Genomic DNA, 15,686 nt, shown 5'->3' on the forward strand with positions numbered 1-15,686 from the left:
GGCGTTGGAGACACAGACATGGCCCACACCCCCGTCAACCACCCCGCGCGGCCGATCTACCGGGCGATCGGCGGGCTGACCGGTCTGTACCTGGTGGTCTTCGGTGTGCTCGGCATCATCACGAGCACCGGCAACGAGATCCTCGCCCAGGACGACACCCAGGTCCTCGGTCAGGGCACCAACCTCGGCTTCTCGCTGCTCACCGTTCTGGTCGGGATCGTCGTGCTGATCGGCACCGCGCTCGGCCGCAACATCGACGTGGCGATCAACCAGTGGCTGGCGTACGCCCTGATGGTGGTCAGCCTGGCCGGTCTCGCGTTCATCCGGACCGACGCCAACTTCTTCAACTTCAGCATCACCACCGTCATGGTCGTGATGGCCGCCGCCCTGGTGCTGCTCATGGTCGGCATGTACGGCAAGGTCGGGTCGGACGACGAGGCTGAGGCTTTCCAGAAGGCTCGGCTTGTTCTCTGAGTTTGTTTCTTGGGTGCGGCCGTGGTTTTCGCCGGAGCCCGAGCTGCTCCGGGCGGTCAGGCTTGATCCCTGCGCAGCTCGGGCTCCGGCGAAAACCTGACCTGGTCCAGCCTCCGGCGGACCTTCCGCATTGTGGTTTTGCGGACAGTTGGCTCTGGCTTGGGTGACAATCCTCCTGAAACGGTCAATTCAGGGGGTCTGGGTATGCCGCACTTCCCGGTGAACCATCCGGCACGGCCGCTCTACCGGGTCCTCTCCGGCCTGATCGGCGTCTACATCCTGGTCTTCGGCGTCTGGGGCGTCGCCGAGACGATCGGCAACCCGCTCTTCGACCGAAGCAGCACCTGGGCCCTCGGGCTCCGCACCAACCTGGCGTTCTCGCTCGCGTCGGTGGTCTTCGGAGTCGTCCTGATCATCGGGGCTTCACGGCGCAGCAACCTCGGCCACTACATGAACCTCACCGCCGGGGTGGTGTTCCTGGTTACCAGCATCCTGATGATGTCCGTGCTGCAGACCGGGGCGAACTTCCTCAACTTTTCGATGTCGACAGTGGTCGTGTCGATGCTGTTCGGCCTGATCCTGCTCGGCACCGGACTCTACGACAAGGTCGGCCCACCGGAACACGCCCAGGCGGAGCTGGAGCACCGCAAACACCCGGTGGCCGACGTGCACCGCCGCTGACCCGTGGTCAGCGACGCCGGGCGGTGATCAACGTCGGCTTCGCCTCCAGGTGCGACAACCCGTTCCAGGCAAGGTTGACGAGGTGCGCCGCCACCGTCTCCTTGCGCGGCTTGCGCACCTCCAGCCACCAGCGTCCGGTCAGTGCCACCATGCCGACCAGCGCCTGCGAGTACAGCTCGGCGAGCTTCGGGTCGTACCCGCGGCTCTTGAACTCGGCGCCCAGGATGTGCTCGACCTGGTGCGCCACGTCGTTCATCACGCTGCTGAAGTTGGCCGTGCCGGACATCAACGGCGACTCGCGGACCAGCACCCGGAAACCGCTGGTCTCCTCTTCGATGTAGCCCAGCAGGGCCAGGGCCGCCTGCTCCAGCAGCTCCCGTGGGTGCCCGGCGGTCAACGCCGTGGTGATCCGGTCCAGCAGGGCCCGGACCTCCCGGTCCACCACCACCGCGTAGAGCCCTTCCTTGCCGCCGAAGTGCTCGTACACCACCGGCTTGGAGACCTTGGCGCGGGCCGCGACCTCCTCGATGGAGGTGGCGTCGAAACCGCGCTCGGCGAAGAGCTGCCGCCCGGTCGCGATCAACTGCTCGCGTCGCTGGGCCGCCGACATGCGGACTCGGGAGGCGGGTTTGGGTTTGGCTGCCGGGGCCGGAGCCGGCGGCGTCGCCCGCCGGCCGCCGACACCGTTACCGTTATTGACCTCAGGCATGTCGCCGCCTCGCTGGCGCTCGGTGACGCCCTGCCGTGGAATGGTGCCTCCGCTGTGCCCGTTCACGTCGTCGCCTCACTGGCGGGCGGTCCGACCACCCTGCCACGCCGTCCGACCGTACCCGGATCGGGCCCGGCCCCCCGTGTGCCGAGCCGTCCGGTCCCCCCGCGTGGCTCGATCATCCGGCCATCCTGCCAGGCGGCATCCCGGTGCACCGCCCGGTTTATCGGGGTGCGACCGGCTTCACCAGCTTGGCGGCGAGTCGTTCCGGCTTCGGCCAGCGCACCTGCGTCGCCGCGCCGGTCTTCTCGAACAACCAGATCACCCGGGCGGAGATGTCCACCTGTCCACGCAGCACGCCGTGCCGGGCACTGGTGGGGTCGGCGTGGTGCAGGTTGTGCCAGCTCTCGCCGAACGACAGGATCGCCAGCGGCCAGAAGTTCGACGCACGGTCGCCCTGGCGCATCGCGAACGGACGCTCGCCGTAGACGTGGCAGACCGAGTTGATCGCCCAGGTGACGTGGTGCAGCAGACCGATTCGAACCAGCCCCGCCCAGAAGAACGCGGTCAGCGCGCCCTGCCAGGACCAGGACACCAGGCCGCCGATCAGCGCCGGGCCGAGCAGTGAGATGGCCACCATCGCAGGGAAGAGCCGATCGACCCGGCTGATGTCACGGTCCGCGATGAGATCCGGTGCGAAACGCTCCCGGTTGGACAACTCCCGGCGGAACAGCCAGCCCACATGGGCGTGGAACAGGCCCCGGGTCAACGCCCAGAAGCTGGTGCCGAAGCGCCACGGCGAGTGCGGGTCACCCTCCAGATCGGAGAACGCGTGGTGCCGCCGGTGGTCGGCGACCCACTGGATGATCTCGCCCTGCACCGCCAGCGAACCCGCCACCGCGAGCGTCACCCGCAGCCACCGCTTGGCCTTGAACGAGCCGTGCGTGAAGTAGCGGTGGAAGCCGACGGTGATGCCGAGTCCGGAGACGACGTACCAGACCAGGCCGATGACCACGTCGGTCCAGCCCAGCCAGCCGCCCCATGCCACCGGCACGGCGATCAGCAGGGCGACGAAGGGGATGACCACGAAACCCCAGAGGGCGGCCAGGATTCCGGGGGACTGGCTGCCGTCGGTGAGTGGTTTGGGGCCGGTGCCGGCGGGGTTGGGATCGAGCAGAGCAGTGGACATGGGACCTCGCAGGGGGACGATTGCGATCACGAAGCTACGCCTACGTCACCGTAACTTACGGCACCGTAGATCGCACGGGGAAGTTTCGAATCACCCTCGCATAGCTGCCCAAAGCCGCAGGTCAGGACAGTATTGTCGGTGGATGGGTTGGGGCGGCTCAGGGCGGCGGAGACGCGTCGTGGCGATCCACGCAGGAGTGCGCGGGTTGCGGCTCGATCAGGGCGGGGCGGTATGAACGATGGCGTCCGGCGGCCGGGGCGCTAAGGTGTAGCGCGGGATGCCCATCCCCCTGATGCGAGGTGCTCGCATCGTTGATCGGCCGTGGTGTAATTGGCAACACCCGGGTCTTTGGTACCCGTATTTCAGGTTCGAACCCTGGCGGCCGAGCTGCCCACCTACGTCCGTTTTAGGGTCGGGTGGGGGTAAGAGGGGATCGTGCCGGGCGCCGCGGCTAGCATGGCCGCGAGAGTGTCCGCCGTCCCGACGGGAGCCACGTCGTGCCTCAGCCCCACCTCCGTACCGTCGTCGTGCTCGCCGCCGGTGAGGGCAAGCGGATGAAGTCGACGCTGCCCAAGGTGCTGCACCCCCTGCTCGGTCGGACGCTGCTCGGTCACGTGCTGAGCGCCGCCGCGCCGTTGGCCGCGGACCGCACCGTCGTGGTGGTCGGGCACGGCGTCGACCAGGTCCGGGAGCACCTGACCGAGGTCGCCCCGGACGCCACGCCCGTGCTCCAGGCCGAGCAGCTCGGCACCGGGCACGCCGTGCGGATCGCGCTGGAGGCCGTCCCGGACGGCGCCGGCACGGTCGTGGTGATCAACGGGGACGTGCCACTGCTGCGACCCGAGACGGTGGGCGCGTTGGTGACCGCACACGAGGAGGCCGCCGCGGCGGCCACCGTGCTGGCCGCCGAGGTGCCCGACCCGACCGGGCTCGGGCGGATCGTCCGGGACGCCGACGGCCGGCTGGAGCAGATCGTCGAGGAGCGCGACGCCGACGCCACGCAGCGCGCGATCCGTGAGATCAACGCTGGCATCTACGCGTTCGACGCGGTGCGGTTGCGCGAGGCGCTGAGCAAGCTCTCCACCGACAACGACCAGGGCGAGGAGTACCTGACCGACGTCTTCGGGCTGCTCCGTTCCGCCGGTGAGCCGGTGGCGGTGCACGTTGCCGTCGACCACACCGAGACGTTGGGTTGCAACGACCGGGTGGAGCTGGCGACGCTGCGTCGGCTACTGCGCGACCGGGTCAACGAGGTGTGGATGCGCACCGGGGTGAGCCTGCTCGATCCGGTGACCACCTGGATCGACGTGACGGTGGCGCTGGACCGCGACGCGGTGGTCGACCAGAACACCCAGCTGCGCGGCGGCACGGTGGTCGGCGCGGGCGCGCAGATCGGGCCGGACGTCACGCTGATCGACACGATCGTCGGCCCCGGCGCGTCGGTGGTCCGCAGCCACGCCGTCGGCGCCGAGGTCGGCGCGGGTGCCAGCGTCGGGCCGTACGCGTACCTGCGGCCGGCCGCGCGGCTGTCCGACAAGTCCAAGGTCGGCACGTTCGTCGAGGTGAAGAACTCCGAGATCGGCCCGGGTGCGAAGGTGCCGCACCTGACGTACGTGGGTGACGCCACGATCGGTGCGAAGGCCAACATCGGCGCGGCGACGATCTTCGTTAACTACGACGGGGTGAACAAGCACCGGACGGTCGTGGGCGAGGGTGCGTTCGTCGGCTGCGACACGAGCCTGATCGCGCCGGTAGAGGTGGGCGCCGGGGCGTACGTGGCGGCGGGCAGTGCGATCGCCCAGGACGTGCCGCCGGGCGCGCTCGGGGTGACCCGCGCGCCGCAGCGCAACATCGAGGGCTGGGTCGCGCGCAAGCGACCCGGAACGGTCTCGGCGGCGGCTGCCGAGCGTGCGCTGCGCGGTGCCGAGGGTGCGTCGGAGGTGACCGGCGCCGCAAGCGACAGTGAGGCAATGCACGGGGTGGCCGAGACGGTGGGCGGCGCATCCGGCACGGGAGATACTGCAACCGACTAGTCCCTGACCCACCACCACCGGGTCGGGTACCGCCGACATAACGGGAGCAGACGGGCCCATGGGCAGCATCGTCGCGGAAAACCGCAAAAGCCTGATGCTCTTTTCCGGACGTGGCTTTCCGGAGTTGGCCAAGGAGATCGGCGAGGTGCTCGGCGTCGCGCCGACCCCGGCCGACGCGTACGAGTTCGCCAACGGCGAGATCTTCGTGCGTTTCAAGGACTCGGTGCGTGGTTCGGACGCCTTCGTGGTGCAGTCCGTCACGCACGGGGTGAACACCTGGGTCATGGAGACCCTGATCATGGTGGACGCGCTGAAGCGGGGGTCGGCCAAGCGGATCACCGTGGTGCTGCCGTTCTACCCGTACGCGCGCCAGGACAAGAAGCACCGGGGTCGGGAGCCGATCTCGGCCCGCCTGGTGGCGGACCTGTTGAAGACCGCCGGCGCGAACCGCATCCTCACCGTCGACCTGCACACCGCGCAGATCCAGGGCTTCTTCGACGGCCCGGTGGATCACCTCTTCGCGATGGACATCCTGGCCGAGTACGTGGAGCACAAGTACGCGGGCCGGCCGATGACCGTGGTGGCACCGGATTCGGGCCGGGTGCGGGTGGCCGAGCGGTGGACCGACCGGCTGGGCGGCTGCCCACTCGCGTTCATCCACAAGACCCGTGACCCGATGAAGCCGAACCAGGTCGTCGCGAACCGGGTCGTCGGCGAGGTGGAGGGTCGGGTCTGCCTGATCGTCGACGACATGATCGACACCGGTGGCACGATTGCCAAGGCCGCGGACATCCTCAAGGAGTCGGGGGCGGCCGAGATCGTGGTCGCGTCCACCCACGCGCTGCTGTCGGACCCGGCGACCGAGCGGTTGAAGAACAGCTCGATCAGCGAGATCGTGGTGACCAACACGTTGCCGCTGCCGCCGGAGAAGCAGTTGGACAAGCTGACCGTGCTGTCGATCGCGCCGCTGCTGGCGCGAGCGATCCGGGAGGTCTTCGACGACGGCTCGGTGACCACCCTCTTCGGTGGCCTGAGCTGACCCTCGCGCTGCGGGTGAGCCCCGTTTCCGCCACTTGGCACGCCGGAGGGGGCGGGGCTGTCAAACTGGTGAAAACGGGGCCGGCACGCTGGTGGGAGCACCACCGACGCGCCGGTCTGGAGCCGTGATCGGGGACTGCCGGCAACCCTCGAAACAGCTCGGGTAGACTGGTGCGGTTGCCACGGCGAGGGTGCCCGGCGGGCCGCTGAATAGCGCCGCACGGAGGCACCGTCATCGACGCGGTGCTCCGGGCAGTCGTTCATGACGCATGAGCCCCAGCGAGCCCCTCGCCCCAGCACCGCCAGACGACAAGCCGCCGCAGCGAAAAGCATCAGGAGTTTCCCCGTGTCCGAGGTAAAGATCAGCGCCGAGCCCCGCACCGAGTTCGGCAAGGGTGGTGCCCGCCGTACCCGCCGGGCCGGCAAGGTGCCCGCCGTGCTTTACGGCCACGGCGAGAAGCCCAAGCACATCGCGCTGCCGTCGCGGGAGTTCGCCGCCGCGATCCGTAAGGGCGGTGCCAACCAGCTCTTCGCGATCGACATCACCGACGGCACCCAGGTGCTGGCGCTGCCGAAGGCGATCCAGCGTGACCCGATCCGGGACACCTTCGAGCACGTCGACCTGATCCTGGTTCGCCGCGGCGAGAAGGTCACCGTCGAGGTCCCGGTTCAGCTGACCGGCGAGGCCGCGAAGGACACGCTGATCGTGCACGACCACGACACCCTCTCGGTGACGGCCGACGCCACCAAGGTTCCGGACCACCTCGAGGCGTCGATCGAGGGCCTGGAGGCGGGCACCCTGGTGACCGCCGGTGACGTCGTGCTGCCGTCCGGCGTCGAGCTGGCCGCCGACTCGGAGCTCACCGTCGCGTCGGTGACCGCCGCCCCCACCGCCGAGCAGCTCGAGGCGACCCTGCCCGAGATCGAGGTGGCCACCGACGAGGCCGAGGCCGAGGTTGGCGAGACCACCGAGGGCTCCGAGGACGCGGACGTCGCCGAGGGCGAAGAGACCACCGAGGCGCGTACCGAGGCCTGATCGGTTCGTTTTGTGCGGCAGGCGTCCCCGAGTGTTCGGGGGCGCCTGTCGGCGTATCGGGTGGGATGGGCGTCGGGAGGGACGGGTCGTGACGGACGAGGCGGGGCCGTGGCTGGTGGTCGGCCTGGGCAACCCGGGTCGGGAGTACGCCGGGAACCGGCACAACGTCGGGTTCATGGTGGCCGATCTGCTGGCCGGGCGGGTGGGTGCGCGCTTCGGGCGACACAAGCGGGCGGTGGCCGAGGTGAGCGAGGCGCGGCTGGGGTTCGGTGGGCCGAAGCTGGTGCTGGTCAAGCCACTGACGTACATGAACCTCTCCGGCGGGCCGGTGGCGGCGCTGGCGCAGTTCTACAAGGTGCCGGCGACGCAGGTGATCGCGGTGCATGACGAGCTGGACATCGGGTTCGGCCAGGTGCGGGTCAAGTTCGGCGGCGGCGAGGGCGGGCACAACGGCCTGCGGTCGATGTCGAAGTCGTTGGGCACGAAGGACTACGCGCGGGTCCGGTTCGGGGTCGGCCGACCGCCGGGGCGGCAGGATCCGGCGGACTATGTGTTGTCGGATTTTGGCGCGGCTGAGCGCAAGGAGCTGGATTTCCTGGTGGACCGGGCGGCCGATGTGGTGGAGTCGGTGATCGTCAAGGGTGTGGAGCCGACGCAGAACCTCTACCACGGCGGCTGAGGGGCTCACGGGGGTTCCCGAGCGTCGCTGACCGGGCGAGGCGTACCGGATCGGACACGGTCGGCCGGTAGTCTGCGCCTTTCGGCGTGCCGCAACCGGCGACGCGGGTCGCGGCGAATCGGTCCGTGCGGTCACGGGTCGCGGCGAGGCGACGGGAGCGGGCAGATGACCAGTCCTCCGATGATCGATGGCGCGTTCGCCCGATGGTTGGCTTCCCGGGCCGGGCAGGCGCTGCTCGACCTGCGCACGGAGATGGGTTTCGCGGACACCGGCGCGCTGAAGTCGGCCGGGGACAAGGTGTCGCACGACCTGATCCGCACCGAGTTGGCGAAGTGGCGGCCTGGTGACACGGTGCTCTCCGAGGAGGACGAGGGCTCGCGGCTGGCCTGGGCGGCCGAGGTGAACACCGGAGCGGTGTCGCGGTTGACCTCGGACCGGGTGTGGATCATCGACCCGTTGGACGGCACCCGGGAGTTCTCCGAGGAGGGCCGCTCGGACTGGGCGGTGCACGTGGCGCTCTGGGCGCGTAACGCGCCGAGCCCGCACGGGCTGGTCGCGGGGGCGGTGGGGCTCCCGGCACAACACCGGGTGCTGGGCACGGACTACCCGCCGGCGTACCCGCCGATGACGGTGGAGGCGGCGACGGCCGGCGAGCGGAAGATCCGCCTGGCGGCGAGTCGGAGTCGCCCGCCCGTCTTCCTGACCGACCTGGCCGAGGACGTCGGGGCGCATCTGGTGCCGATGGGCTCGGCCGGCGCGAAGATCGCCGCCGTGGTCACCGGCGAGGTGGACGCGTACATCCATGCCGGCGGGCAGTACGAGTGGGACTCGGCTGCCCCGGTGGCTGTGGCGACGGCCACCGGGCTGCACGCTTCCCGGATCGATGGTTCTGCGCTGAGATACAACGAGGCGGATCCGCGCCTGCCTGACCTGTTGGTCTGCCGCAAGGATCTCGCCACCCGGTTGCTTGCAGCGCTGCAGAGACATTCCGGGTAGCCTGAGCGCAATTTCTTGACATGCCCGACCGGAAAGGTCTGGAATTCGGATGAGCGAGCGAATCGAGCCGGTGTCATGACCACCCCGGCGGCGTACCGGGTCTCTCACCTGGACGCTCTGGAGGCGGAGAGCATCTTCGTGATGCGCGAGGTGGTCGCCGAGATGGAACGCCCGGTGCTGCTCTTCTCCGGTGGCAAGGATTCGATCGTCATGCTGCGGCTGGCGCAGAAGGCGTTCGCCCCGGCCAACATCCCCTTCCCCGTCATGCACGTCGACACCGGGCACAACTTCCCCGAGGTCCTCGAATACCGCGACCAGCGGGTCGCCGAGCTGGGGTTGCAGCTCGTGGTGGCGAGCGTGCCGGAGGCCCTGGCGAGCGGCCTCGTTCGGGAGTCCGGCGACGGCATGCGCAACCGGATCCAGACGCCGGTGCTGCTGGACGCCGTCGAGAAGCACCGCTTCGACGCGCTGTTCGGCGGCGCCCGCCGCGACGAGGAAAAGGCTCGGGCGAAGGAGCGGATGTTCAGCTTCCGCGACGAGTTCGGCCAGTGGGACCCGAAGAATCAGCGGCCGGAGCTGTGGTCGCTGTACAACGGTCGGCACCACCCGGGCGAGTCGATCCGGGTCTTCCCGCTGTCCAACTGGACCGAGCTGGACGTCTGGCACTACATCGCACGGGAACACATCCCGCTGCCCTCGATCTACTACGCGCACGAGCGCGAGGTGATCGAACGGGACGGCATGTTCTACGCGGTCAACGAGTTCTTCCGCCCCCGCGCGGGTGAGGAGCGGTTCAAGGCGCAGGTGCGCTACCGCACCGTGGGAGACGCCTCCTGCACCGCGGCGGTCCGTTCCGACGCGGACACCGTGGAGAAGGTCATCGAGGAGGTGGCGGCCACCCGGATCACCGAGCGCGGCGCGACCCGTGGTGACGACCGGGTCAGTGAGGCCGCCATGGAGGACCGCAAGCGGGAGGGCTACTTCTGATGAGCACCGATATCGTGGCATCCGCGAATGCGGAAGCCCGGGCTGTCACCGGGGCCGGGCCGGAGGCCCGGCCGATGGACCTGCTGCGGTTCGCCACCGCCGGCAGCGTGGACGACGGGAAGTCGACCCTGATCGGTCGGCTGCTCTACGACACCAAGTCGCTCTTCACCGACCAGTTGGCCGCGGTGGAGGCGGTCAGCGCGGCCCGCGGTGACGAGTACACCGACCTGGCGTTGCTCACCGACGGTCTGCGGGCCGAGCGGGAGCAGGGCATCACCATCGATGTGGCGTACCGGTACTTCGCCACCCCGCGGCGCAAGTTCATCATCGCCGACACCCCTGGGCACATCCAGTACACCCGCAACATGGTCACCGGGGCGTCCACCGCCGACCTGGCGTTGATCCTGGTGGACGCGCGCAAGGGCCTGGTCGAGCAGTCCCGCCGGCACGCGTTCCTGTGCTCCCTGCTGCGGGTGCCGCACCTGGTCCTCTGCGTCAACAAGATGGACCTGGTGGACTGGTCGCAGGAGGTCTACGAGCGGATCGCCGACGAGTTCACCGCGTTCGCCGCGAAACTCGACGTCCCGGACCTGACCGTGGTGCCGATCTCCGCGCTGCGTGGCGACAACATCGTCACCCGATCGGAGAACATGCCCTGGTACGAGGGCCCGTCGCTGCTGCACCACCTGGAACGGGTGCACATCGCGAGCGACCGCAACCTGGTCGACGTCCGGTTCCCGGTGCAGTACGTGATCCGTCCGCAGTCGACCACGGTCACCGACTACCGCGGCTACGCCGGCCAGGTCGCCTCCGGCGTGCTCAAGCCGGGTGACGAGGTGATGGTGCTGCCGTCCGGCTTCACCAGCCGGATCGCCGCCGTGGAGACCGCCGACGGGCCGGTTCCGGAGGCGTTCCCGCCGATGTCGGTGACGGTACGACTGGCCGACGAGATCGACATCTCGCGGGGTGACCTGATCTGCCGGCCGAACAACGCGCCGGCGGTGGCCCAGGACATCGAGGCGATGGTCTGCTGGATGGACGAGACGGCCCCTCTGCGAGTCGGCGGCCGCTACGCGATCAAGCACACCACCCGGTCGGCACGGGCGATCGTGCGCGGGCTGCACTACCGGTTGGACATCAACTCGCTGCACCGCGACGAGTCGGCCGACGAGCTGCGGCTCAACGAGATCGGCCGGGTTCGGCTGCGTACCACCGTGCCGTTGCTCGCCGACGAGTACCGCCGCAACCGCACCACCGGAGGCTTCGTCATCATCGACGAGGCCACCAACCGCACGGTCGGCGCCGCCATGATCGTCGAAGCCAGCTGACCTACCCTCCCCGCGGCCTCCAGGCGAGCCCGTGGGGAGGGTGCGGGGTCAGTCGAGGCGGGTGGCGCCGGGGGCCGGGAGGACTGTCACGGTGCCGGGGGCGGTGAAACCGCGCTCGGCGTACGCGGCGGTGACGGCGGCGGCGATCGCGTCGGCGCGGTCGGCCTCGACCAGGGCGAGGACACAGCCGCCGAAGCCTCCGCCGGTCATCCGGGCACCGAGCGCGCCGGCCGCCAGCGCCGCCTCGACCGCGGTGTCGATCTCCGGCACGGTGATCTCGAAGTCGTCGCGCATCGAGACGTGCGACGCGGTGAGCAGCGGGCCGATGTCGCGGACCCGGGCGGCGCGGAGCAGCGCCACCGTGTCGAGCACGCGCTGGTCCTCGGTGACCACGTGCCGGACCCGTCGGCGGGTCTCCTCGTCGTCGAGCTGGGCGAGCGCGTCGTCGAGCTGGTCGACGCCCACGTCCCGCAGGGCGACGACGCCGAGCGCTCTGGCGCCGGCCTCGCAGGAGCGGCGACGGGCAGCGTACTCACCGTCGGCGTGCCGGTGCGGCGCCCGGCTGTCGATGACCAGCACGGCCAGCCCGGCGGCGTCCAGATCGAACGGGATCTGCTCGACCGACTCGTCGCGGCAGTCCAGGAAGAGGGCGTGCCCGGCGCGGCAGCGGATCACCGCGGACTGGTCCATGATGCCGGTCGGCGCGCCCACGTAGACGTTCTCCGCCCGCTGCGCCAAGCGGGGCTGCAGTTCCGGGGACAGGTCCAGCCCACCGAGGTCGAGCAGGGCGGCCAGCACGGCCGACTCCAGCGCGGCCGAGGAGGAGAGCCCGGAGCCCAGCGGCACGTCGGAGGCGATCGCCATCCGGGCGCCCGGAACCGGGTGACCGGCCTCGCGGAGCGCCCACACCACCCCGGCGACGTACGCGCCCCAGCCGGTCACCCGACCCGCCTCGGCGACGTCGTCGGCCCCGAAGGTGATCGTCTCGTCGGAGAGCTCGGACCAGACCGTCCACTGCTCGCCGTCCTGCCGGTCGGCGGCGACGACCGTACGCATCGGCAGCGCGAAGGGCAGCACGAACCCTTCGTTGTAGTCGGTGTGCTCGCCGATCAGGTTGACCCGGCCGGGAGCCGCCCACCGGCCGGCGGCCTGGCTGCCGAACTGCCCGGCGAAGCCGGCAGCGGCCCGCTCGGCGACGTCACCGGTGGGACGGGTCATGACTTCTGCTCCAGGATGTGCGTGCGGTAGAAGGCCCACGCGTCGCCGACCATGTCGTGCAGCGTCGGCTTCTGTGGCACCCAGCCCAGCTCGTCGCGGGCCAGCGCGGAGGAGGCCACCAGCTCGGCCGGGTCGCCCTCACGGCGCGGCGCCACCTCGACGGGCAACTGGTGCCCGGTGACCTCGCGGACCACGTCGGCGACCTGACGGTTGGTGAAGCCGTTGCCGTTGCCCAGGTTGTAGATCCGGTGTTGGCCGCTGGTGGCGGCGTCCAGTGCCAGCAGGTGCGCCCGGGCCAGGTCGGCGACGTGGATGTAGTCGCGGACGCAGGTGCCGTCCACGGTGGGGTAGTCGTCGCCGAAGAGCTGGAGCTTCTCCCGCCGGCCGGCGGCGACCTCCAGGGCGATCGGGATCAGGTGCGTCTCCGGGTCGTGCCGTTCGCCGAGGGCGACGTCGCCGTCGAGGTGGGCGCCCGCCACGTTGAAGTAGCGCAGCGACACGGCGGCCAGCCCGTGCGCGATCGTCTCGGAGGTGAGCGCCATGTCGACGGCGAGCTTGGTGGCGCCGTACGTGTTGGTGGGCGCCTTGACCGCGGTCTCGGTGATGGGCAGCTCGGTGGGGTTGCCGTAGACGGCGGCGGTGGAGGAGAAGACCATTCGCGGCACCCCGGCGGCGCGGACCGCGTCGATCAGGGCGAGCGTGCCGACGGTGTTGGTCTGCCAGTAGAGCTCCGGCTTGACCATCGACTCGCCGGCGGCGATCAGTGCGGCGAAGTGCAGCACCCCGTCGAAGCCGGCGTCCGGGGTGATGATGCGGGCGGCGTCGTGGATGGGCGCCTCGACGTGAGTCGCGTCCGGGGCGAGCGCCTCCCGATGGCCGGTGCGCAGGTCGTCCAGGACGACCACCTGGTGACCCGCGTCGAGCAGCATTCGGGTCACCACGCTGCCGATGAAGCCGGCGCCCCCGGTGACGAGCAGTTTCACGTCGTTGCCTCCTGCCTGGCCCGCCCGGGACGTGGCCCTTTGGTGATCACCCTAAAGCGGTGGCCGGCACCCTCGCCGACGCCACCGCCATCCCCATTCCATCATAATCTCTCACGATTAAACAGAGCCGAACATCTGTGGTCCACTCCGCAGATCCCCGGTGTGGTGAGCCAACGGTGTCTACCATCTCTGTCATGCGGGAAGCGGCCCGTACCGGGCTCCGGCGACGCGTGCGGGTGCGGCCCCGCCGCGACCCCGGTCCGCTCGCCCGGGCCGTCGCCCGGGTGCTGGTTCGCGCCGCGGACGGCGCCACCCGACTCGTCACCGATCTCCTCGGGACCGGCCCGGCAGCCGGTCGGGAGCGCATCTCCGAGGCGGAGCTACGGGACCTGGTCGCGGCGAACACCCTGCTCGACCCGGACGAGCGGCGCATCATCGACGAGGTCCTGGTGGCCGGAGCCAGCATGATCCGCGAGGTGATGATGCCGCGCACCGAGGTGGTCTTCCTCCCGGCGCGACTGACCATCGCCGAGGCCGCCCGGCTGGTACGCGCCGAGACGCACACCCGCTACCCGGTCACCGACGGCACCCATGACGACGTCGTCGGCTTCGTGCACCTCCGTGACGTGCTGCTGCGCCCGGACACCGATCCGTGCGTCAGCGTCGGTGAGCTGGCCCGGGAGGTGAAGCGGCTCCCCGGCAGCAAACGGGTGCTACCCGCGCTGACCGAGATGCGCCGGGAGGGCCAGCACCTGGCGGTGGTCGTCGACGAGTACGGCGGGACCGCCGGGATCGTCACCCTGGAAGACCTCATCGAGGAGCTGATCGGCGAGATCCACGACGAGTACGACGCGACTCCGGACCCGGTGCACGCCGGCCTGCCCGCCGTGGTGGACGGCCGCCTCAACCTCGCTGACTTCGCCGAACGGACCGGGGTGGTGCTCCCCGTCGGGCCGTACGAGACGGTTGGTGGGTTCGTGATGGCCGCGCTGGGCCGGCTTCCTGTGACCGGCGACGAGGTGTCGGTGCCCGGTGAGCCCGCCGACGCCGCCGCGCCCGACACGGCCGACCTGCCGGGCGGCTGGCTGCTGCGAGTGCTCGCGTTGGACGGCCGTCGGGTGGCCCGGCTCGCGGTCTCCGCCGTCCGAGTGCCCGAGCAGCAACGCCGGGCCGCGACCAGCCCGACGCGCCGGGTCGGCGCGGGTGAACCAGCCGAGGTCAGCACCCCGACACCGGCGGGCCGTGGCCGACCCGCCGGCCCGTCATGACGGACCCGGTTGCTTGCTGACAGAATTATCGCCATGTCCGACGTTCCCGCCCGCCCGCGCGTCTTCTCCGGCATCCAGCCGACGGCCGACTCGTTCCATCTCGGCAACTACCTGGGCGCGGTGCGGCACTGGGTGGCCCTGCAGGACACCCACGACGCTTTCTACTGCGTGGTGGACCTGCACGCCATCACCGCGGGGCACGACCCGGCCCTGTTGCGCCAACGGACGCGGGTGGCCGCCGCCCAACTCTTCGCGGTCGGGCTCGACCCGGAACGCAGCACCCTGTTCGTGCAGTCGCAGGTGCCCGAGCACCCGCAGCTGGCCTGGGTGCTCGGCTGCATCACCGGCTTCGGCGAGGCCAGCCGGATGACCCAGTTCAAGGACAAGTCGCAGAAGCAGGGCAACGAGCGGGCCAGCGTCGGGCTGTTCACCTACCCGATCCTGCAGGCCGCCGACATCCTGCTCTACCAGGCCAACGCGGTGCCGGTCGGCGAGGACCAGCGCCAGCACCTGGAGCTCTCCCGGGATCTGGCCCAGCGGTTCAACTCGCTGTTCGGCCCGACGTTCACGGTGCCCGCGCCGCACATCGTCAAGGACACCGCGAAGATCACCGACCTGCAGGACCCGACGGCGAAGATGTCCAAGTCGTCGTCCTCGCCGGCCGGCATCATCGACCTGCTGGAAGATCCGGCCCGGTCCGCGAAGAAGATCCGGTCCGCGGTGACCGACACCGGTCGGGAGATCGTCTTCGACGCCGAGACCAAGCCGGGTGTGTCCAACCTGCTGACCATCCATTCGGCGCTCAGCGGCCGCAGCATCGACGAGTTGGTGGCCGCGTACGCGGGCCGCGGCTACGGCGACCTGAAGAAGGAGCTGGCCGAGGTGGTGGCGGACTTCGTCCGCCCGATCCAGGAGCGCACCCGCGCCTACCTCGACGACCCGGCGCAGCTGGACAAGATGCTCGCCAGTGGCGCGGAGAAGGCCCGCGCGGTGGCCGCGGCGACCCTGCGGTCCGCGTACGAGCGGGTCGGGTTCTTCCCGCCCGTGCGCGGCGAGTAGCTCCGCGG

At 70.2% G+C, this 15,686-nt stretch carries 15 protein-coding genes and 1 tRNA gene; 12 read left to right on the plus strand and 4 right to left on the minus strand.

What is annotated here, in order from left to right; genetic code table 11:
- The first annotated feature begins 18 nt into the window (after positions 1 to 18).
- Together HNR20_RS17785 and HNR20_RS17790 are read left to right on the plus strand one after the other, a co-directional pair.
- A complete protein-coding gene (locus HNR20_RS17785) occupies positions 19 to 474 on the plus strand; it encodes a DUF4383 domain-containing protein (RefSeq protein ID WP_184181278.1) in 456 nt (151 codons plus the stop codon).
- Between the two features lie 204 nt (positions 475 to 678).
- Entirely contained in the window at positions 679 to 1,155 is a 477-nt protein-coding gene (locus tag HNR20_RS17790; RefSeq protein WP_184181280.1) for a DUF4383 domain-containing protein, read from the plus strand.
- A 7-nt stretch (positions 1,156 to 1,162) separates the two neighbouring features.
- On the opposite strand, the gene HNR20_RS17795 is transcribed toward HNR20_RS17790, so the two are convergent.
- Together HNR20_RS17795 and HNR20_RS17800 are read right to left on the minus strand one after the other, a co-directional pair.
- On the minus strand, positions 1,163 to 1,864 hold the full coding sequence (locus HNR20_RS17795) for a TetR/AcrR family transcriptional regulator (RefSeq protein ID WP_184181282.1): 702 nt from the start codon (positions 1,862 to 1,864) through the stop codon (positions 1,163 to 1,165).
- A 223-nt stretch (positions 1,865 to 2,087) separates the two neighbouring features.
- Positions 2,088 to 3,053 carry an acyl-CoA desaturase gene (locus HNR20_RS17800; RefSeq protein ID WP_184181284.1) on the minus strand — a complete coding sequence of 322 codons (966 nt, stop codon included), beginning with the start codon at positions 3,051 to 3,053 and terminating at the stop codon, positions 2,088 to 2,090.
- A 315-nt stretch (positions 3,054 to 3,368) separates the two neighbouring features.
- On the opposite strand from HNR20_RS17800, the gene HNR20_RS17805 reads away from it, so the two are divergent.
- From HNR20_RS17805 to HNR20_RS17840, 8 genes are all read left to right on the plus strand, one after another.
- A tRNA-Gln gene (locus HNR20_RS17805) sits at positions 3,369 to 3,440 on the plus strand.
- 110 nt (positions 3,441 to 3,550) lie between these two features.
- Positions 3,551 to 5,086 (plus strand): bifunctional UDP-N-acetylglucosamine diphosphorylase/glucosamine-1-phosphate N-acetyltransferase GlmU, encoded by a 1,536-nt coding sequence (glmU, locus tag HNR20_RS17810; protein WP_184181286.1) that lies wholly within the window; start codon positions 3,551 to 3,553, stop codon positions 5,084 to 5,086.
- A 58-nt stretch (positions 5,087 to 5,144) separates the two neighbouring features.
- On the plus strand, positions 5,145 to 6,125 hold the full coding sequence (locus HNR20_RS17815) for a ribose-phosphate diphosphokinase (RefSeq protein ID WP_030329105.1): 981 nt from the start codon (positions 5,145 to 5,147) through the stop codon (positions 6,123 to 6,125).
- A gap of 345 nt (positions 6,126 to 6,470) precedes the next feature.
- A complete protein-coding gene (locus tag HNR20_RS17820) occupies positions 6,471 to 7,160 on the plus strand; it encodes a 50S ribosomal protein L25/general stress protein Ctc (RefSeq protein ID WP_184181288.1) in 690 nt (229 codons plus the stop codon).
- An 88-nt stretch (positions 7,161 to 7,248) separates the two neighbouring features.
- Positions 7,249 to 7,839, plus strand: a complete 591-nt coding sequence (gene pth, locus HNR20_RS17825; RefSeq protein WP_184181291.1) for an aminoacyl-tRNA hydrolase — start codon at positions 7,249 to 7,251, stop codon at positions 7,837 to 7,839.
- Between the two features lie 165 nt (positions 7,840 to 8,004).
- Entirely contained in the window at positions 8,005 to 8,835 is an 831-nt protein-coding gene (locus HNR20_RS17830) for an inositol monophosphatase family protein (RefSeq protein WP_184181293.1), read from the plus strand.
- Between the two features lie 75 nt (positions 8,836 to 8,910).
- Complete coding sequence (gene cysD, locus HNR20_RS17835; RefSeq protein WP_184181295.1) at positions 8,911 to 9,822, plus strand: sulfate adenylyltransferase subunit CysD; 912 nt, start codon at positions 8,911 to 8,913, stop codon at positions 9,820 to 9,822.
- A gap of 74 nt (positions 9,823 to 9,896) precedes the next feature.
- A complete protein-coding gene (locus HNR20_RS17840; protein ID WP_184188613.1) occupies positions 9,897 to 11,150 on the plus strand; it encodes a sulfate adenylyltransferase subunit 1 in 1,254 nt (417 codons plus the stop codon).
- Between the two features lie 48 nt (positions 11,151 to 11,198).
- On the opposite strand, the gene galK is transcribed toward HNR20_RS17840, so the two are convergent.
- Together galK and galE are read right to left on the minus strand one after the other, a co-directional pair.
- Positions 11,199 to 12,368 (minus strand): galactokinase, encoded by a 1,170-nt coding sequence (gene galK, locus HNR20_RS17845; RefSeq protein WP_184181298.1) that lies wholly within the window; start codon positions 12,366 to 12,368, stop codon positions 11,199 to 11,201.
- Positions 12,365 to 13,297 (minus strand): UDP-glucose 4-epimerase GalE, encoded by a 933-nt coding sequence (gene galE / locus HNR20_RS17850; protein WP_229687045.1) that lies wholly within the window; start codon positions 13,295 to 13,297, stop codon positions 12,365 to 12,367. The genes galK and galE overlap by 4 nt, the downstream gene beginning before the upstream one ends.
- Before the next feature lie 248 nt (positions 13,298 to 13,545).
- On the opposite strand from galE, the gene HNR20_RS17855 reads away from it, so the two are divergent.
- Positions 13,546 to 14,619: a hemolysin family protein gene (locus tag HNR20_RS17855; RefSeq protein WP_184181302.1), complete on the plus strand. Its 1,074-nt coding sequence runs from the start codon at positions 13,546 to 13,548 to the stop codon at positions 14,617 to 14,619.
- A gap of 33 nt (positions 14,620 to 14,652) precedes the next feature.
- Positions 14,653 to 15,678, plus strand: a complete 1,026-nt coding sequence (trpS, locus tag HNR20_RS17860; protein WP_184181304.1) for a tryptophan--tRNA ligase — start codon at positions 14,653 to 14,655, stop codon at positions 15,676 to 15,678.
- Positions 15,679 to 15,686: the final 8 nt, after the last annotated feature.

It is taken from the genome of Micromonospora parathelypteridis (assembly GCF_014201145.1).
GTDB classification, from domain to species: Bacteria; Actinomycetota; Actinomycetes; order Mycobacteriales; family Micromonosporaceae; genus Micromonospora; species Micromonospora parathelypteridis.